The sequence below is a fragment of the Novosphingobium sp. FG137 genome (genome assembly GCF_057809735.1).
This window is the reverse complement of record NZ_JBMDKN010000002.1, coordinates 365,133-381,793: the sequence shown is the minus strand read 5'-3', so window position 1 is coordinate 381,793 and position 16,661 is coordinate 365,133. Positions and strand designations below refer to the sequence as shown.

Annotated in this window: 18 protein-coding genes and 1 tRNA gene; 4 read left to right on the top strand and 15 right to left on the bottom strand. The window is 64.7% G+C overall.

Translation table 11 applies throughout. From position 1 onward, the window contains the following. Positions 1–93: 93 nt before the first annotated feature. Genes ACODS2_RS07570 through ACODS2_RS07555 form a run of 4 tightly spaced genes read right to left on the bottom strand, consistent with a single transcriptional unit; the run spans position 94 to position 2,903 of the window. Complete coding sequence (locus ACODS2_RS07570) at positions 94–1,449, bottom strand: ubiquitin-activating E1 family protein (RefSeq protein ID WP_488998260.1); 1,356 nt, start codon at positions 1,447–1,449, stop codon at positions 94–96. Between the two features lie 3 nt (positions 1,450–1,452). Further along, positions 1,453–1,884 (bottom strand): MPN domain-containing protein, encoded by a 432-nt coding sequence (locus ACODS2_RS07565; RefSeq protein ID WP_488998259.1) that lies wholly within the window; start codon positions 1,882–1,884, stop codon positions 1,453–1,455. A 37-nt stretch (positions 1,885–1,921) separates the two neighbouring features. Continuing rightward, a complete protein-coding gene (locus ACODS2_RS07560) occupies positions 1,922–2,407 on the bottom strand; it encodes a DUF7665 family protein (RefSeq protein WP_488998258.1) in 486 nt (161 codons plus the stop codon). A 4-nt stretch (positions 2,408–2,411) separates the two neighbouring features. Further along, a complete protein-coding gene (locus tag ACODS2_RS07555) occupies positions 2,412–2,903 on the bottom strand; it encodes a hypothetical protein (RefSeq protein ID WP_488998257.1) in 492 nt (163 codons plus the stop codon). On the opposite strand from ACODS2_RS07555, the gene ACODS2_RS07550 reads away from it, so the two are divergent. Continuing rightward, positions 2,902–3,189, top strand: a complete 288-nt coding sequence (locus ACODS2_RS07550) for a hypothetical protein (protein WP_488998256.1) — start codon at positions 2,902–2,904, stop codon at positions 3,187–3,189. The genes ACODS2_RS07555 and ACODS2_RS07550 overlap by 2 nt on opposite strands. A 323-nt stretch (positions 3,190–3,512) precedes the next feature. Here the strand turns inward: ACODS2_RS07550 and ACODS2_RS07545 are convergent, their stop codons facing one another. Together ACODS2_RS07545 and ACODS2_RS07540 are read right to left on the bottom strand one after the other, a co-directional pair. Next, positions 3,513–4,700, bottom strand: coding sequence for a tyrosine-type recombinase/integrase (locus tag ACODS2_RS07545; protein ID WP_488998255.1), 1,188 nt, complete (start codon positions 4,698–4,700; stop codon positions 3,513–3,515). Positions 4,701–4,868: 168 nt separating this feature from the next. Next, positions 4,869–4,955, bottom strand: a tRNA-Leu gene (locus ACODS2_RS07540). Between the two features lie 160 nt (positions 4,956–5,115). Between ACODS2_RS07540 and ACODS2_RS07535 the strand changes: the two genes are divergently transcribed. Together ACODS2_RS07535 and ACODS2_RS07530 are read left to right on the top strand one after the other, a co-directional pair. Next, on the top strand, positions 5,116–6,081 hold the full coding sequence (locus ACODS2_RS07535; RefSeq protein ID WP_488998254.1) for a complex I NDUFA9 subunit family protein: 966 nt from the start codon (positions 5,116–5,118) through the stop codon (positions 6,079–6,081). Positions 6,082–6,518: 437 nt separating this feature from the next. After that, on the top strand, positions 6,519–8,219 hold the full coding sequence (locus tag ACODS2_RS07530) for a retroviral-like aspartic protease family protein (RefSeq protein WP_488998253.1): 1,701 nt from the start codon (positions 6,519–6,521) through the stop codon (positions 8,217–8,219). Positions 8,220–8,231: 12 nt separating this feature from the next. On the opposite strand, the gene ACODS2_RS07525 is transcribed toward ACODS2_RS07530, so the two are convergent. The 4 genes from ACODS2_RS07525 to ACODS2_RS07510 all read right to left on the bottom strand — a co-directional run bounded on the left by ACODS2_RS07525 (position 8,232) and on the right by ACODS2_RS07510 (position 11,832). Beyond that, a complete protein-coding gene (locus ACODS2_RS07525; RefSeq protein ID WP_488998252.1) occupies positions 8,232–8,642 on the bottom strand; it encodes a hypothetical protein in 411 nt (136 codons plus the stop codon). Positions 8,643–8,758: 116 nt separating this feature from the next. Next, entirely contained in the window at positions 8,759–10,444 is a 1,686-nt protein-coding gene (locus ACODS2_RS07520) for a flotillin family protein (protein ID WP_488998251.1), read from the bottom strand. Between the two features lie 34 nt (positions 10,445–10,478). Further along, positions 10,479–11,096, bottom strand: coding sequence for an OB-fold-containig protein (locus tag ACODS2_RS07515; RefSeq protein ID WP_488998250.1), 618 nt, complete (start codon positions 11,094–11,096; stop codon positions 10,479–10,481). Positions 11,097–11,160: 64 nt separating this feature from the next. Next, on the bottom strand, positions 11,161–11,832 hold the full coding sequence (locus tag ACODS2_RS07510; RefSeq protein WP_421836936.1) for a glutathione S-transferase family protein: 672 nt from the start codon (positions 11,830–11,832) through the stop codon (positions 11,161–11,163). Between the two features lie 340 nt (positions 11,833–12,172). On the opposite strand from ACODS2_RS07510, the gene ACODS2_RS07505 reads away from it, so the two are divergent. Continuing rightward, a complete protein-coding gene (locus tag ACODS2_RS07505) occupies positions 12,173–14,038 on the top strand; it encodes an ABC-F family ATP-binding cassette domain-containing protein (protein WP_488998249.1) in 1,866 nt (621 codons plus the stop codon). On the opposite strand, the gene ACODS2_RS07500 is transcribed toward ACODS2_RS07505, so the two are convergent. The 5 genes from ACODS2_RS07500 to ACODS2_RS07480 all read right to left on the bottom strand — a co-directional run bounded on the left by ACODS2_RS07500 (position 14,028) and on the right by ACODS2_RS07480 (position 16,660). Continuing rightward, positions 14,028–14,777, bottom strand: coding sequence for a ParA family protein (locus tag ACODS2_RS07500; RefSeq protein WP_488998248.1), 750 nt, complete (start codon positions 14,775–14,777; stop codon positions 14,028–14,030). The genes ACODS2_RS07505 and ACODS2_RS07500 overlap by 11 nt on opposite strands. A gap of 149 nt (positions 14,778–14,926) precedes the next feature. Continuing rightward, complete coding sequence (locus tag ACODS2_RS07495) at positions 14,927–15,196, bottom strand: hypothetical protein (RefSeq protein WP_421836939.1); 270 nt, start codon at positions 15,194–15,196, stop codon at positions 14,927–14,929. A 35-nt stretch (positions 15,197–15,231) separates the two neighbouring features. Continuing rightward, on the bottom strand, positions 15,232–15,675 hold the full coding sequence (locus ACODS2_RS07490) for a chemotaxis protein CheW (RefSeq protein ID WP_298166752.1): 444 nt from the start codon (positions 15,673–15,675) through the stop codon (positions 15,232–15,234). Between the two features lie 28 nt (positions 15,676–15,703). Then, positions 15,704–16,075, bottom strand: coding sequence for a response regulator (locus ACODS2_RS07485; RefSeq protein WP_054121927.1), 372 nt, complete (start codon positions 16,073–16,075; stop codon positions 15,704–15,706). A gap of 21 nt (positions 16,076–16,096) precedes the next feature. After that, the gene (locus tag ACODS2_RS07480; protein WP_298166755.1) at positions 16,097–16,660 is read right to left on the bottom strand and encodes a chemotaxis protein CheD; all 564 of its coding nucleotides are present in this window, start codon (positions 16,658–16,660) and stop codon (positions 16,097–16,099) included. Position 16,661: the final 1 nt, after the last annotated feature.

Here is a 16,661-nt window from a genome sequence, read left to right as displayed (position 1 = left end):
CCTGAAGCGGCTTGCATCCTCGTTTGCCAGACGCCGAAAAACCTGCCCAGCAAAAATGCCGGGCAGGCTATCGCGACGGAGCGGGAGACGGCGCTAGCGGCTGGCGCATGCTCCCGGGTTGCAAACGAGCCCGTCGGGCTGCCAGATCACCGTGCGTTGCCCGGGGCTGCGCAGGTGAAGATCGGCGACGGCGGAGGTCGACCATCCGTTCGCAAGGCGGACAAGCTCCGCGATCGCCAGCGCGCCGGCGATTGCTCCCACGAACGGCGCGCCCACGGTTCGTCCGGCGAGCTGCGCCAGTCCGCATTTGTCGGCGCCATCGGCGAGAAGCCGTCGATAGGCCGGCATGTCGAGGAGATCGGCCTCCGCCTGGGGCACCAATGACCAGATATCGCGCGCACGCCGGACTTGGGGGAAGCAGTGGAGGCGGATGGCAAGGAAGTCGGAGCCACCGCCCAGCCCGGCCTCGATGACATATTCGAAGCCGGCGTCCTCAAGGGCGGCGCGGGCAAGGGCATTGTCGACGCCGCATAGAGCGACTGCCGGTTCCTCCGACGTCACGCTGAAATCGGCGGCGAAGCGGCGCTCGATAATCCGGGTCTGGAAGCCGCGGCTTTCGGACCATCCAGCCATCACGCGTGTCTTGGGCCGCCCGACCATGTCGAGGCTGGTGAGGAGAGAGGTGCTGTCGTTGGAGGGGGTTATGCGATCGAAATCCTGCAAGGTCAGGGTGACCTCGGCGGGCTCGGCATAGGGGAGAAGGCCGAGCGACCAGAGATAAGCTTGGCCAAGATTGCCAAGTCCGATGAGCCAAACGGAGTTTGGCAGGAGGCCGGGCAGACGGTGGGACTGGATGTCATCGTCCCAATCGGCAGAGAGATCCCAGAGCGAGAGCCCGACGCTGCGCCGCCCGGCAGCAGGGTTGCTACCTCGCAGGCGCTGGAAGATCTCGGAGACCGCAAGCGCGCCGGCGACAACGCCAGCCAGTACGAACGCGTCGCGGTCAGGCGGCATGTCGACGTAGCCAGGGACGCAGCCGCCACTCCAGCCGCTGGTAATCGTCTTGAGTATCACATTGTCCGGTGCCGAACCCGCCCCGATCTGGATCATGGGGGTGTGGGAGCTACTTGGTGTGATGCGGGCACCCAGCGTTAGCATGGCATTGGCGAGGTCACGTCCTCGCCAGCCTGGGAGGCAGCACAGCGTATCGAGTGCGCCGCTTACGGTGACGCCGCCCAGCAGGGCTCGCCGCGCGCAGTTCGCGGCGGTGAGTAAAGCAGCCTGCTGGCTGGTGTCGTCCGCGATCTCGTCACCGACATGTATGTGTAGCGCGTAGGTTTGGAACAGCGCGAGCGCGTCCTCGATGGAGGCGGCCTCGCCGCTGTCGAGTGCGAGCTTGGCGAGCCGGTGAAGGCCATCGCCCAGCGATTTAGTGTCGAGGAAGGTCATGGGTCAGATCCCAATCTTGAGGTGTCGGCGGATGCTGCAGTGACCGAGGTTGCGCCAGCGGTGGCTTCCCCGATATTCGAACATGCCGATCGTTTCGGTCGCCATTGAAGGAGCGGCGAAGCCCGGCAGGATCAACGCGAGGTGGCACGGCTGCGCGATCATCGGGTGCTCGCGATCCTCCTTGCTCTGGAAGGCGTCTCCTCCATGGAGATGGACGTCGGCTACGACTTCGAGACCCGCCTGGCGACAGCGGGACCAGAGCACGCTGAAGCTCGCGCCATGAAGAATGACGACACCGGACGCATAGGCATCGGGATCGAGCTCGTCATAATAGACGATCTCCTCCACCAGTCGTCTGCGTCCGGCGACCTTGCCCAGAAGAAAGGCGCCGCTTTCGTGGTGACCTTCCGTCCGGGCATGAAGGGCGTCGCACATGGTGACCCATGTCCGCGCAGCGAAATGCAATTCGGGATCAGGCCGCAGCAGCAAGGCGCCCTCCATAGTCGGCGCTGTTCAAGAGCTGGTGGACGATGCCGAGATATTTCGTGATCCCTTTCGCCGGCTCCCAGAGCAGCGCCGGATGCTGGCTATGCCAGTGATCGTGGCCCTCGATCGATTGACGATCACAGGGAATGTAGAGGCAGGTCCCACCCTTCCAGTCCGGGTTGAACGCCAGCGGAATGAGCGACCGGCCCCGCGGCCACTGTCCGCGAGCGAGGGGCTGGTTGGTCGACGGGTCCCACGGCTGGGCGGTCGGAGCGACGCGCGGATAGCCGCCGCACTCGAAGCGAAGCGCAAGCTCCGTCCCATCTGAGGCGGTCAAGGCGATGAGCGTATAAGGAAAGGCTGCGTCGAGGAGACGCCAGCGTCCCGACACAATACCGAGCATGAAGCGACCGGAGCCGAGGTCGCGCCTGAGCGCGACCTCGTCAGGGCGAAGCGGGTCGAGGGCCGTCATGCGCTCAGCCCTCCACCCGAACCAGGGGAACCAGGTCAAAGCAGACCCGCCCATGATGGGCGAGGGTGCCTAGATGGGTGTCGATGTCCGGACGGTCGGTCGTGCCCGACACCTGGAGCACATGCTCGGCGGCATCATGGGGTGTCATGCCGAACAGCCGAGTCGCAATCAGCGTCTTCACCGTGCCGACGATGCGCGCGGGGCTGAGATTGATATCCCTGGTCCGGCCGTTGAAGTTGGTCTCGACCTTGATCAGGCGCGAGCGATGCACGTGAACTCCGAGAGGCCCGCCCCGGGGCGGGTGCGGCAGAGTTTGCCCGAACTTCAGCGGAGCGTCGCTCTCCTGGACGAAGATCAGGAACTCGCCCTCGAGACCGGGCGCGCGGAACTGAGCGGCGGCCGCGAGGATCTCGACATGGCCGGCGCCGTCCGGGAGCACGACGAGCTGCACATCCTGGATGGCCTCGCCCTGCAGCAGAATTTCCAAGGTGGTCATGGATCATTTCTCCAAGGCGGCGAACCGGGCGATCGGGTTCTTCATCCGCTCTGAAAATCCAATCCTTTGCCGACCGCCATTGCGGAAAGCAGAGCCCGATAAAATTGCTTTAGGGCGCAATGTCCGCGACGCCCGAGGTGAGCGAGCTTCCCTCCGCCAGCACCCCCTTTTTGCACACTTCCTGCCACGCTACTGGTGCGCTTGGCTTCTAGCCAAAGCGGAGATTGAGATATGGGACGGTCGCGCATTCCCGGAAAGGCTGATCTCGGGAATCCATGTTAATTGATTGAACGGCATGTAAGGCGCGGCTACCTTCTGACTACTTAATCGCGCTTGATGGCAGTACCTGTCTGATCCGGACGTTCGTGTGACAACTGGGAACTGCTGTAATTTGTCGTCCAGCTGACCTTCGCACCGAACCACTTAAGCCAGAGCATGCACGTGGTCTCGAGAGCGGCCTAACGCCCGAGAACGAGAGGGACAGTGCGCCGACGTACAATTCAACCTTCATAGAGGCGCCCATTTGATCAACTTAGTGCTTGAAAAGATAATGGGCGCGACTGTTACCAAACCGGTGTGATGAGTAGCGATGGTGCCGCTCGTTTGCTCTCAACCAGCGCGAAGCTGGTCTAAGTAGTCCGACCACCATTGAGCCATAGCTGCACGTTCTACCCAATGTTCGCCCCGATGATAGGTCCCACGCACGGTGCTGCTGTTGTCGTGGGCAAGGGCCTTCTCAATGGCGTCCGGGCTCCATTTTCCTGACTCATTCAGCAATGTGCTGGCCATTGCCCTAAAGCCGTGGGCCGTCATTTCTTCGCCGGAGTAATCCATGCGCCGTAGTGCCTGATTGATCGTATTCTCTGACATCGGGCGCGTCCCTGGGAAGCGTGATGAAAATACATATTTTTGCCCGGTGCTCAGTACGTGGGCTGATTTGAGCAGGTCAATCGCCTGTCTTGACAATGGCACGACATGAGGGCGCCGCATTTTCATCTTTTCGGCTGGGATGGTCCACTTTCCGGCCTCCAGATCGAATTCCGGCCATTCGGCCTGACGCAGTTCTCCCGGTCGGACAAACACATGTGGTGTCAGCTGTAGAGCCAGCCTGGTCAAAGGTTGCCCATCATATGCGTCGATGGCGCGCAGAAGCTGGCCGACTTTCTTTGGGGCCAGAATTGCGCTGTGGGACCTTACTTTGGGGGCCACTAAGGCCCCCTTTAGCAGGGTGGAGGGATCAGAGGTCGCGCGGCCCGTAGCAACGCCATACCTGAAGATCCTGCTTGCCAGCGATTTCATCCGCCGAGCGGTTTCATAGTGCCCTTCAGTTTCGACCACCTTTAGCGGCGCGAGAAGGTCGCTGGGTGTTATCCTGTCCAATGGCTTATCATTGAAGGCGTCGCCAAATCGGGAAAGGAGCCATCGCGACTTTTTGATGGTGACCGCCTCTCGGCCTTCCTTTTCGATCTTGTCGAGATACTCAACCCCCACCGCGCCGAAGCTGTTTGCGGCAGCCAGCGCAGCCGCAGCTTGGGTGGCTTTCTTTTCCTCGCTTGGATCGATACCGTTGGCCAGCTTCTGCCTAGCTTCGTCCCGGCGCCTGCGGGCCTCCTTGAGTGATACATCGGGATAACGGCCAAGCCCGAGTTTTCCCTCCTTGCCTCCGATCCTGTACTTCAGTCGCCAGGATTTCCCGCCGGCAGGGGAAACGAGCAGGAACAGACCCTTTTCATCGGCCACCTTAATGGGCTTGTCGCCAGGTGTGAGAGCGCGAATCTTGGCATCGGTCAAAGGCATGGTCTTGGGGGCCACAAACTGGTGCTGAAACGATTGGCCCCCTTCTTGGCCCCCAATGGTCACCGGAATGCGGTGAACAGCAGCGAACCCCGGCGGAGGCCGGAGTGCCATTTATCGCAGTTTTTGAGGGGTTTAACAACCTTCCGCGGACCGCCGCGGAAGGCAAAATGGTGCCCAGAAGAGGACTCGAACCTCCACGCCCTTGCGAGCGCCAGCACCTGAAGCTGGTGCGTCTACCAATTCCGCCATCTGGGCACGGTAGCGAGCGACAAGTGCGCCGTTCGCCGGGTAGGAGGGCGCCGATAAGGCACGGTCTGGCGCGAGTCAACCGGGGGTTTGCATTTGCACGTAAACCATTGAACCGGAGGGCGCGGGTGTGGCAAGGGGCGCGCGGACTGGAAATGGAACCCGACGCATGAGCAAGGACATCGCGCACGATCTCGAAGGGCAGCTGATCGCGCTCGTGGGCGGCAGCGGCTTCATCGGCACGCATGTCGCTCAGGCGCTGCTGGCGCGCGGTGCGCGGCTGCGCGTGTGCAGCCGGCATCCCGAGCGCGGATACCGGCTGAAGACGCTGGGCGGGCTGGGCAAGATCCAGCTCGTGGCGGTCGACGTGACCAAGCCGCATACGCTCGAAGTCGCGCTGACCGGCTGCGACGCGGTCGTGAACCTTGTCGGCGTGTTCAAGGGCAAGCTCGACGCGGTGCAGGGGAGCGGCGCGGGCCGGATCGCGCAAATCGCGCGGGCCAAGGGGGCCAAGGCCTTCGTCCATGTCTCCGCGATCGGGGCCGATGCGGCATCTTCGGTGGGGTATGCCAGCAGCAAGGCGGCGGGTGAAGTGGCGGTGCTCGCCGCGTTTCCCGAAGCAGTCGTGCTGCGCCCCTCGGTCGTGTTCGGCGAGGATGACGCCTTCATCAATCTTTTCGCGGGGCTGATCGCCAGCGCGCCGGTCATGCCGGTGTTCGCCGCCGATTCGTGCTTCCAGCCGGTGTTTGTCGACGATGTGGCCGATGCCATTGGCAATGCGCTGGCGGCTCCGGCGCAGTTTGCGGGCAAGACCTTCGAGTTGGGCGGGCCGGACGTGATCACCATCGGCGATCTCAACCGCCGCATCGCCAAGGCGGCTGGCCGTTCGCCGCGGTTCCTCGAACTGCCCGACGGCATCTCGGCGGCGTTTGCCGCGCTGACCGGCTGGCTGCCCGGCGCTCCGATGAGCCTTGACCAGTGGACCCTGCTGCGCCAGGGCAATGTGGCGAGCGGGACGCTGCCGGGCCTTGCCGAGCTGGGCGTGCAGGCGCGGCCGCTGGGGCTTTTCCTCGATCGCTGGATGGTGCGCTTCCGCAAGCATGGCCGATTCGGGACGCGGACCAAGGCAGCCTGATCGATTGCCGCAGCCGGCGGGCATGGCCTGTCGGGATTCCTTACGGTTGACACAGTTGACACTGTCCTGAGGAATAACTGCATTCGATCAGTTTCACGCTTTTGATCGACTGGGCCGATTAAAAGGCAGCGGACGTGTGTCTGCGGTTCCGGGCATTGGGGCTGATCTCGCTGAAGGGGAGCTGACCGCCGAGAGTCGCAGATATGCGCGATGTAGGAAAGCGCCGCGCACCCCCGCATCCCGTGAAGCTGCCATCATGGAGCGGAATGGGCTTATCCTAGGCGGCCAAGTGTGGCAGCCTGCGCCGGGGCGACCTGATGGTTCGGCAATCTTGTCCGGGGGTAGCGGTGCAGCGGATCGGGCGTATGTTTTGGGGCCTAGCAATCGCAGGCCTGTGCGGTCTGGCGCAGCCGGTTTTCGCCAAGTGCACGGTTGGCATGGTGGCGCGGCTTCCGGTGACGATGGAGGGGCCGCGCGCGACTGTCCCGGTCGAGGTCAACGGCAGGACGACGAACTTCTGGCTCGACAGCGGGGCGTTCTACAGCATCATGTCGAAGGCGCGGGCGGCCGAACTGGGGCTCAAGACGACGAGCATGCCGCCCGGTTTCTATATCAGCGGCATCGGCGGCGATGCGACTGCCGGAGTGACCACGGTCAAATCGTTCAAGATCGTGGGGCAGGAGCTCAAGAACCTGGAGTTCCTTGTCGGCGGCAGCGATGCGGGCAACGCCCTGATCGGGCAGAACATTCTTTCAGCCTTCGATACCGAGTACGATCTTGCCAATGGCCACGTGAACCTGATCCAGACCAAGGACTGCCGAGACGTGAACCTGGCCTATTGGGCCGAGGGCAAGCCCGTCGCCATGGCGGACATGTTCAAATCCGATAACGAGCTCGATCGCCACATCCGCGTGAAGGGCGAGATCAACGGCAAACCGGTCACGCTTCTGCTCGATACCGGTGCCACGGCGAGCTACCTCAATCGCTCCGCTGCCGAGCGGATCGGCATCGATTTCAGCGCGCCCGGCGTGGTGCAATCGGAATCCACATCGGGCTTCGGCAAGAGCTATCGCCGCACCTGGATCGTGACCTTGAAGACCTTCGGGATCGGCGGCGAGGAAATCCGCAACACGCCGATCCGCGTGATCGAGAACAAGGGGGACAGCCCGAACTACGATGTGCTGGTGGGGGTGGACTTTTTCCTCTCGCACCGCCTGTTCGTCTCACCGGCGGGGCGGCACGTTTTTCTGACATACAACGGCGGGCCGATCTTCTCGATGACGACCGATGGCGAGATCGGTGCACGTTCGACGCGGGCGGAGGGCGGCTGGGGTATGGACAACACCGAAGCGCCCAAGGACGCGGCAGGCTTTGCCCAGCGCGCCAGCGCCCGCGCCTCGCGCGGGGACTGGAAGGCCGCGAGCGCGGATTATGACCAGGCGATCAAGCTCGAACCCGGCAAGGCGGCGTACTGGCAGAGCCGGGCCAATGCGCGGTGGCGTTCTGGCGATGATGCCGGGGCGCGGGCCGATTTCGACAAGGCGATCGCGCTGGCACCGAATGACGCCGATCTGGTGATCCAGCGCGGCTTCCTGCGTCTGCGGGAGGGCGACGAGAAAGGCGCGCTGGCCGATGCGGAAGCGGCGCTGGCCGGCTATCACGAAGGCTCGCTCGAGCGGCTGGCGGCGGTGGCGCTGTTCGACCGGCTCCACCGGGCAGACCGTGTGCTGGCGCTGATCGACCCGATCATCGCCTTGCACAAGAGCGACAACGAACTGGGCAATCTGCTCAATACGCGCTGCTACAGTCGGGCACTCGCCAACATTGAACTCGCCAAGGCGCTGGCCGACTGCAACAGCGCGATCAAGCGCAATGGCCCGATTGCCGCCTTCATCGATAGCCGGGCCATGGTGAAAGTGCGGCAGGGCGACCTTGCCGGAGCACTGGCCGACTATGACGATGCGCTGGCCAAGGCACCAAAGCAGGCGGCCTCGCTCTATATGCGCGGCTGGACGCGGCGCGCCGCCGCGAACGGGGATGCCGAGAAGCTGAAGCAGGCGGAGGCGGACTTTGCGGCGGCAAAGGCAGTCGATGCGGAGATAGCGGAGCGGTTCACGCCTTACGGGTTTGCGCCTTGAGAGGGGGAACGGTCAACGCGCCGGGCAGGGGAAGTGCTTGCGGAAGAGATCACCGACTGCTGCCGAAACCGGAATGCGGGGCCGCGCAGCAACGGGATAGCTTTGCATATGCGCGATGAGCTCGTCGCTGTTGAGAGCGGCGCGTTCTGGCGGGCAGGCGCTGGGCTTGCCGGTGGCGGCCTCTGCCTTGAGCTGGCGGCGAAAAGCCTGGGCAGAGCCGGTGACTTCGCCCTTGAGCAGGCCGACATCCGACGAGAACGCCGCCATCAGGCCCTTGGCTTTCAGCGCTTCGACCTTGGCGAGGAAGGTGGCCACGCTCATTGATCCGGGCGCTGATCCGGGCAGGGCAGCGGCTTCGGCGCAGACTGGTGCGGGCTGAGCGGCGATGGCTGCGAGCGCAAGGCAGATGACGGGGAATTTCACGGAGGGCCAGACCTTTCGCGAGGGGAACGAGATTGCGCTGTGGCTCTTTGCGACGGGAGCCATGCGTTGCGCTTGATGGCGGCTAAATCTGGCGAACTTTGGTTCCGGGTGAGGACTCAGTCGGGATTCGTTGGGGCTGAAGGGGCCGGTTCGAGTGCGGCGCCGCCGGCGAGCATGCCGCCCATCGATGCACCGTTCATGCCGAGTTCGCCGAGGAGCTGATCGATCAGCGGGCCGCCCACGCGGTAGCGGAGCGCGGCGGCCACGGCCGCGTCCGCGAGATTGCCGGGTTCGCTGCCGCCCTCGGCAGTTGCCGCATTGCCGTGGAGGCCGCGCGCATCGACGATGCTGATCTTGTCGATATTCTCGATCGGCTTGCCGGCCGCCGCGATGATGGCAGGCAGCGCTTCGAGGATGGCCTTGCGCAGCAGCAGGTTGGTCTGCGCTTCGCCGAGGAGATTGGTCGCCTCGTTCAGCGCGGCCTGACCCGCGGCATCGACCCGGAACGCGGCCTCACGGCCATCGGCGCGCAGCTTCTCGGCCTCGGCGGCAGCGGCGGCTTCGGTACGCAGCGCGGCGGCGCGGGCTTCGGCGGCTTCCTTTTCGGCCGTGGCGGAAACCGTGATGCCGACGGCCTCTTCCTGTGCGCGCTGCGTGGCGGCGATCACGGCCACGTTCTTGTTGCGGTTGGCGATTTCGGTCGCCTTGGCGGTGGCAACGCTTTCCTCCGCACGCACTGCGAGCGCGCGCGCTTCGTTGGCCGCCGCGGTGGCGGTTGATTCTTCTTCCGACTTCTGCGCGGTCTGCACTGCGGTGGTGATGCGGGCGATCTCGATCGTGCGGTCGCGTTCGATGGTCGCAGTCTGGATCGCCCCATCGCGCGCGATGGTGGCGGTCTGGATGATCTTGTCCGCCTCGGTCTGGGCGACGGTCTGCGCCTGCTGCGCGGTAATGCGGGCGATCTCGGCAAGCCGGGTCTGCTCAGCCTCTGCCGTGGCGATGGCGGTCGCCTGCTCGGCCCTGAGCGCGGCGAGCGTCTGCTCCTGGCTCAGGCGGGCTTGCTCGGCGGCCTGCGCGATTTCGAGCGACTGGTTGTTCGCCTCGAGGTTGCGCTGCTCGATCTCCACGCGGTTGGTGGCGACGATATCATTGCGGATCTTCTTGCGCTCTTCGATGGTGCGGGTCAGTACCGTCAGGCCCTCGGCGTCGAAGGCATTGTTTTCGTTGAAATGTTCGAACGCGGTCTGGTCGAAATGGGTGATGCTGACGGATTCCAGCTGGAAGCCGTTCATATCCAGATCGGTCATCAGCGCTTCCTGGACCTTCTGGATAAAATCGGCGCGGTTGGCGTGGAGGTGTTCCATCGTCATCGTTGCGGCGACCGAGCGCAGCGCCGAGACGAGCTTGCCATCGAGCAGCGACTTCACCGCATCGGGGCTGTTGACCGAATCGCCCAGCGTCTGCGCAGCGGCGGCGATCGACTGCGCATCGGGCTTCACCTTGATGTGGAACAGGCCGACCACATCGACGCGCAGCTTGTCTAGCGTGATCAGCGCATCCTTGTTGAGGCGCGAGACTTCGAGCTTCACCGTCGTCAGGCGCACCTGCATCAGTTCGTGCAGCACGGGAATGACCATGATGCCGCCGTTGAGCACGACCTTTTCGCCGCCGAAGCCGGTGCGGATCAGCGCGACGTCCTTGGTCGCGCGGCGGTAGAGCCGGGTGAGGATGATCCCGATCACCACGAACGCGAGCAGGATTATGCCGGCGTAAATCAGGATATTGATCAGGGAATCAGGCACGGTCAGCTCCGGTTTGCTTGAGCGGTGTGGTGTATCAGATCGAACGCAGAAGGGTATTGCGCTCGGGCAGGACGAAATAGACTGGGCCTTCGCGGCGGACGACCAGCACGGTTTCTCCCGCCGCGATGGCTTCGGATGCGTCGTGCGGTTCGACGAGGATGAAATGGGCCTGGCCGTGCGCGTCCACCACCTTGGTACGTGCGGGGGCATCGCGGCGCGCGGTGCCTTCGAGAACGGTGCCGCGCAGGCGGACAAGATCGTCGGCCGAGACCACAGTGCTCTCGAACCCGGGCATCACGCGCGCGAGGCCATTGGCGGCCACGGTGTTGAGCGGGATTGCGGCGACGATGGCCCCCGCGCAGGCCATCCACCATGGGAGGGGTGATCCGGCAAGCGAGCCCGCGGTCTGCTGGATTGCAAGGCCGACCAGCGTGAAGCAGGCGAGCAGCGAGGTGAGCCAGATCAGCACCGGCATCTCCTCACCCAGTCCGAGCCAATCGAGCAGGCCGACATGCGCATCGCCATCGATATCGGTGCCGAGATCAAGATGCCCGAGGCCGAGCCCGAAAGCTTCAATGAGGCCGATGCCGATCATCACGACAAAGGCGAGCGCGAACGGCAGATAGGGCGGCGAAAGCAACTGCGCGAGCATTGGCGTGTGATTACCACGCCGCTCGTGCGTTGTCAGGCATCTTGTCGATCGATTTTGGCCCGACTTACGCGTTTACATCCGCGTAGTGAGAGGGCGGCTGGATCACGTCCATGCGTTCGGTGAGGAGGGGGCGGAAGCTGGGGCGGCTCTTGAACACGGAGTACCAGCTGGCGGCCTGTTCGTGCAGCGACCAATCGATCCCGCCGAGGTAATCGGCCACCGAGATCTGCGCGGCGGCGGTGAGATCGGCGAGGCTCATCGTGCTTCCCGCGAGCCAGGGGCGGTTATCGATCAGGTAGTCGATGTAGTAGAGGTGATCGTTGGCGAGGCGCATCGCATCGCGCAGCACGCGGCTATCGGGCGACTGGCGGTAGACGAGGCGCTTCTTCATGCGCTCTTCCAGCAGGGGCTGGGTGACGGCGGCGAAGAAGTTTTCATCGAACATCGCGACGAGGCGGCGGATTTCGGCGCGGCCGGCGGCGGTGCCGTTGATCATCGGGGCCTTGTCGACCGTTTCCTCGAAATATTCGCAGATCGCGCGGCTGTCGATCAGGGTGATCTGCTTTTCGGGGTTGTGCAGCACGGGCGTGCGGCCCGCCGGGTTGAGCTTGCCGAACTCGTCGCGGTGCTCCCACGGGTTTTCGCGGATGAGTTCATAGGCCACGCCCTTTTCAGCGAGGAGCAGGCGCACCTTGCGGCTGAACGGGCACAGCGGGAATTGATAAATCTGCCACATGGTTCGCTTGCATGTACGCCGGGGCATGGCGAAGTCCAGTGCGGGCGGCTGCGGGCTGGCTGATTTTCCGGAGGAAAGTCGGGGAGGGAAGGATGTTTCGCGCAGAGGCGCGGAGAGGGGTTTCGCGCAGAGAGCGCAGAGAGCGCAGAGATGGAGTGATCACGGCGAAGCCGCTTTCGGATCCTGATGACGCGTTTCGCACACCGTCATCCGCAAGAGAGCGGCTTCGCCGCCGTCACAACCCCTCCGCGTCTCTGCGGCCTCTGCGCTCTCTGCGCGAAACCCTCTTCTTCTTACTCGCCGGGTTTCGCGCACAGCCCTGGCCTGCTAGGGGCGCGCCATGCTGACAATTCAGGGCCTCACCGTGCGGCTGGGCGGGCGCACCATTCTTGACCGCGCCAGTGCGACGATCCAGCCGGGCTCCAAGGTGGGGCTGATCGGCCGCAACGGCGCGGGCAAATCGACGCTGATGAAGGCAATCATCGGCGAGCTTGAGCCCGACGACGGCGCGATCGAGATGCCCAAGCGCACGCGGCTGGGCTATATCGCGCAGTCTGCCCCGGCGGGGGCGGCAACGCCGTTCGAGACGGTGCTGGCCGCCGATACCGAGCGCGCGGCGCTGATGGCGGAGGCAGAGAGCTGCGAGGACCCTGACCGGCTCGGGGCCGTCTATGACCGGCTGATAGCGATCGATGCCTATACGGCGGATGCGCGGGCGGCGCGCATCCTGATCGGGCTGGGCTTTGACGAGGCGATGCAGGCGATGCCGCTCGACAGCTTTTCGGGCGGGTGGAAGATGCGCGTGGCGCTCGCCTCGCTGCTGTTTTCCGCGCCCGACCTGCTGCTGCTCGACGAGCCTTCGAACCACCTCGATCTCGAAGCGACGCTGTGGCTGGAAAGCTTTTTGCAGAGCTATCCCGGCACGATGGTGGTGATCAGCCACGAGCGCGATCTGCTCAACAATGTGGTCGATACGATCCTGCATCTGCAGGGGGGCAAGATCGCGCTCTACGCGGGCGGGTTTGATGCGTTCGAGCGGCAGCGGGCCGAGCGGGCGGCGCAGATGGCGGCGGCCAAGGCCGCGCAGGATGCACAGCGCAAGAAGCTGGCGGACTACGTGGCGCGCAATTCGGCGCGGGCTTCGACCGCCAAGCAGGCTCAGTCGCGCGCCAAGATGCTGGCGAAGATGCAGCCGGTAACCGCGATGATGGAAGACCCGACGCTGAGCTTCGGATTTCCCGATCCTGATGAACTGCGCCCGCCGCTGATCACGCTCGATCTGGCGGCGACGGGCTATAGCGCGGAGAAGCCGATCCTGCGGCGGCTCAACTTGCGCATCGATCCGGACGACCGCATCGCGATGCTGGGGCGCAACGGCAATGGCAAGACCACGCTGGCGCGGCTGCTGGCGGGCCAGCTGGCAACGAGCGAAGGCGGGATGACCGCTTCGGGCAAGCTCAAGATCGGCTATTTCACGCAGTATCAGGTGGAGGAACTGCCTTCGGATTCGACACCGCTGGAGCTGATGACGCGGGCGATGCCGGGCAAGACCCCGGCGGCGGTGCGGGCGCAATTGGGGCGCTTCGGCTTTTCCGGTCCTCGCGCCGAATCGAAGACCGCGACGCTATCGGGCGGCGAGCGGGCGCGGCTGGCGCTGGCGCTGGTGACGCGCGATGCGCCGCATCTGCTCATCCTCGACGAGCCGACCAACCACCTCGATGTCGATGCACGCGAGGCGCTGGTGCAGGCGCTGAATGATTATGCCGGTGCGGTGATCCTGATCAGCCATGATCGGCATATGGTGGAGCTGACGGCGGACCGGCTGGTGCTCGTCGATGGCGGGACGGCCAAGGACTATCCGGGGAGCATCGAGGACTACATCGACTTCGTGCTGGGGCGGAACCAGCCGAAGGGCGATGCGGGCAAGGGTGGCAAGGGTTCCGGCAAGGGCGGTGCCAAGAGCCGCGAGGACATGAAGGCGCTGCAAAAGGCGGTGAGCGAGGCCGAAAGCGCGGTCGGCAAGGCGGAAGCGCGGCTGGCGGCGATCGATGCGGCGCTGGCAGGTGCCGGCAAGCCGGCGGCTGATCTGGCCGGGCTGGGCATGGCCGAGCTGGGGCGCCAGCGGCGCGAGGTGGCGGATCAGCTTGCGGCGGCGGAAGCGCGCTGGATCGAGGCGGGCGAGAAGCTGGACGCCTTCATGAACTGAGCGCTTGCTGCATCGCAAGCTTGGCTTCGATCCCGTCCCACAGGCGCTGGAGGCGGGCGTTGATATCGCTCGATGCGGCAAAGGTGCCGATGGGTGCGCGGCGGGCTGCGGTCTGCTCGATCTGGCTGGCCATGGGGATCACCGGCCAGCCGGCGGCAAAGCCGGTGTGGACTTCGCGGTGCAGCTTGCGCCTGGCATCGTACATCGAGAGCACCGGCAGGATCGGCGGATGGCGCGGGTGACGCTCGAGAATTTCGGCCTGGATCATCGGCAGCGCGCGCGCCGAGAGTGGTGAGGGCGGCAGCGGCACGATCAGGAGATCGGCGGCGGCGAAAACTTGATCGCTGATCTCGTTCAGCACCGGCGGGCAATCGACGATGATCCGGGCGTAATCGGCGGAGAGCAGGGCTGCGGTGCGGGCCATGCGCTTGCGCTTGCCGATGCGCGCGAGCGTGGCGGGGAGACTGCGCATGCTTTCATCGGCCTGCAGCACGGCAAGGCCGGGATAGCGGCTGGGGACGATGAGATCGGCGGGTTTGTTGTCCTTGCGGAACACAGCGGCGGCGTTGCTTTCGGCGCGGTCAGGCAAGCCGAGGAGCCAGCCCGCGCCGCCTTGCGGATCCAGGTCCCAGAGCAGCGTGGCATGATGGGAACAGGCGGCGGCGCGCCAGGCCATGTCGACCGCCAGAGTGGTTTTCCCGACGCCGCCCTTCACGCTGTAGACTGCGATGACCGCCATGTTTGCTGCATTTCCTTCGCGACCGTTTGCATTGTGCGGAAGCGCGCGAGAATGGCAAACCCAATTGTGTTGCGGCGTTCGGCCGTCTCGCGCCGGGACATCGAAAAATAGGGACTGCGAAAAATGGGGACTGTCCCTATTTTTTGTGCTCAGCGCAGCAGGCGCATGCGTTCGCGCAGGATATCGAGGCCGATGCGTTCGACTTCGGTTTCGAGGCAATCGGCGTGGAGCAACTTGGCGAGGCTGCGCTGCTTCTGCGCGATGAGATCGATGGCCTGCAGGCTGTCCATGTGCCGCATGGCCACGTCCATATCGCCGCAGAGCGAAGCGCCGAGCGCCTCGACTTCCTGCGACAGTTCCTCGAGCACCAGCGCGATCTGGCGATGCGAGGCCGTATTGGCGGGGGCCGTGGAGGCCATTGCGGCGTTTCCCTTGATGGAGGACAAATGCGGGATCAGGCGGCGGCGGCGAGCTGCGCCCCGTCGCTGAGCGCGAAGAGGTTGAGCACCATCACCATCTTGTCCTCGATCGCGGCAAGCCCTTCGAGGAAGGGGACCACGCTATCGTTGCCGACACCCGGAGGCGGGGCCTGCAGGGTCTGATCGGGCACGGTGACGATGTCGCTGACCGAATCGACGATCCAGCCGCCGACCTGGGCGCCAAGCTGCGTGACGATGATCGCGTGGCGCGGCGTCGGCTCGGTAGCGCGCCAGCCGAGGCGGGCGGCGAGATCGACCACCGGGAGCACGGTGCCGCGCAAGTTGACGACCCCCGCGACATAATGCGGCACGCGCGGGAGGCGTGTCGTTGGCGTCCAGGCGCGGATTTCGCGGATCGACATGATGTCGAGCCCGAAAACCTGGCCCTCGACCTCGAAAGTGATGAGTTCGCGGATCATCGTGGGGGTTCCTTGGGAGCGAAGGGGATCAGTGCGCGACGCGCCGCACCGCAGCGACGAGCTTTGCGGCATCGAAAGGCTTGACGATCCAGCCGGTAGCCCCTGCTTCGCGGGCGCGGGCCTTCTTCTCGTCGGAGCTTTCGGTGGTGAGCACGAGGATCGGCCGGTCGCGATGGCGGGTGCCTTCGCGCAGGCGCTCGATCAGGCCGAAGCCATCGAGGCGCGGCATGTTGATATCGGTGATGACGACATCGACCTCGTTGAGCGCGAGCCAATCGAGCGCGGCGAGGCCGTCTTCGGCCTGCGCCACCTCGAACCCTTGCGTCGAGAGGGCATGGTTCAGCAGCGCCCGCATGCTCGGGCTGTCGTCTACAGTCAGGATTCGGGTGGTTTGGGTCATGCTGGGGCTCGCTTGTTGCAATCAGAAGAGTTCGACATCGCCGGACGCGCGTTCCGGACGAGTGGTGGGATTGACCGGCGGGGCGAGGCGATCCTCGACCGTACGGCAGCGGATCTGGCCGGAGGCCGGACGGAAATCGACGCGGCGGGCGTTGGTGCCGCCAAGGTCCTCGCGCATCACGATGATGCCTTCGCGCTGGAGGAAGGCCTGCGCAAACTCGGCATTGGCGGTGCCGATGCGCATCATGTTGCGGTTGACGTTGGCCCCGCCATAGAGGTGGGCGCGCAGGCGCGATTTGCGCGCGCCGATGCCCAGCATCTGGTTGACCAGCAATTCCATGAGATAGACGCCGTAGTGTTCATCGACGGCGGTGGTGCCGGCAAGCCCGGCGGGCGGCTCGGCCAGCAGGAAGTGGTTCATGCCCCCCACCCGCGCTTCGGGATCATAGAGGCACGAGGCAACGCAGCTGCCGAGCACGGTCGAGAATTCGACCTGCAAATCGCAGCTGACCAGCGCCTGGCCCTGCATCACGGTCACGCGTTCGATCGGGCGATCAAGGGATTCGAGGATGCGGCGTTCGAACATC

Coding starts and splice junctions, on each gene's coding strand:
- ACODS2_RS07570 (WP_488998260.1), bottom strand. CDS start 1,449: ATGACCTTCCTCGACACTAAATCGCTGGGCGATGGCCTTCACCGGCTC.
- ACODS2_RS07565 (WP_488998259.1), bottom strand. CDS start 1,884: ATGTGCGACGCCCTTCATGCCCGGACGGAAGGTCACCACGAAAGCGGC.
- ACODS2_RS07560 (WP_488998258.1), bottom strand. CDS start 2,407: ATGACGGCCCTCGACCCGCTTCGCCCTGACGAGGTCGCGCTCAGGCGC.
- ACODS2_RS07550 (WP_488998256.1), top strand. CDS start 2,902: ATGGATCATTTCTCCAAGGCGGCGAACCGGGCGATCGGGTTCTTCATC.
- ACODS2_RS07555 (WP_488998257.1), bottom strand. CDS start 2,903: ATGACCACCTTGGAAATTCTGCTGCAGGGCGAGGCCATCCAGGATGTG.
- ACODS2_RS07545 (WP_488998255.1), bottom strand. CDS start 4,700: ATGCCTTTGACCGATGCCAAGATTCGCGCTCTCACACCTGGCGACAAG.
- ACODS2_RS07535 (WP_488998254.1), top strand. CDS start 5,116: ATGAGCAAGGACATCGCGCACGATCTCGAAGGGCAGCTGATCGCGCTC.
- ACODS2_RS07530 (WP_488998253.1), top strand. CDS start 6,519: ATGGTGGCGCGGCTTCCGGTGACGATGGAGGGGCCGCGCGCGACTGTC.
- ACODS2_RS07515 (WP_488998250.1), bottom strand. CDS start 11,096: ATGCTCGCGCAGTTGCTTTCGCCGCCCTATCTGCCGTTCGCGCTCGCC.
- ACODS2_RS07510 (WP_421836936.1), bottom strand. CDS start 11,832: ATGTGGCAGATTTATCAATTCCCGCTGTGCCCGTTCAGCCGCAAGGTG.
- ACODS2_RS07505 (WP_488998249.1), top strand. CDS start 12,173: ATGCTGACAATTCAGGGCCTCACCGTGCGGCTGGGCGGGCGCACCATT.
- ACODS2_RS07500 (WP_488998248.1), bottom strand. CDS start 14,777: ATGGCGGTCATCGCAGTCTACAGCGTGAAGGGCGGCGTCGGGAAAACC.
- ACODS2_RS07495 (WP_421836939.1), bottom strand. CDS start 15,196: ATGGCCTCCACGGCCCCCGCCAATACGGCCTCGCATCGCCAGATCGCG.
- ACODS2_RS07490 (WP_298166752.1), bottom strand. CDS start 15,675: ATGATCCGCGAACTCATCACTTTCGAGGTCGAGGGCCAGGTTTTCGGG.
- ACODS2_RS07485 (WP_054121927.1), bottom strand. CDS start 16,075: ATGACCCAAACCACCCGAATCCTGACTGTAGACGACAGCCCGAGCATG.
- ACODS2_RS07480 (WP_298166755.1), bottom strand. CDS start 16,660: ATGTTCGAACGCCGCATCCTCGAATCCCTTGATCGCCCGATCGAACGC.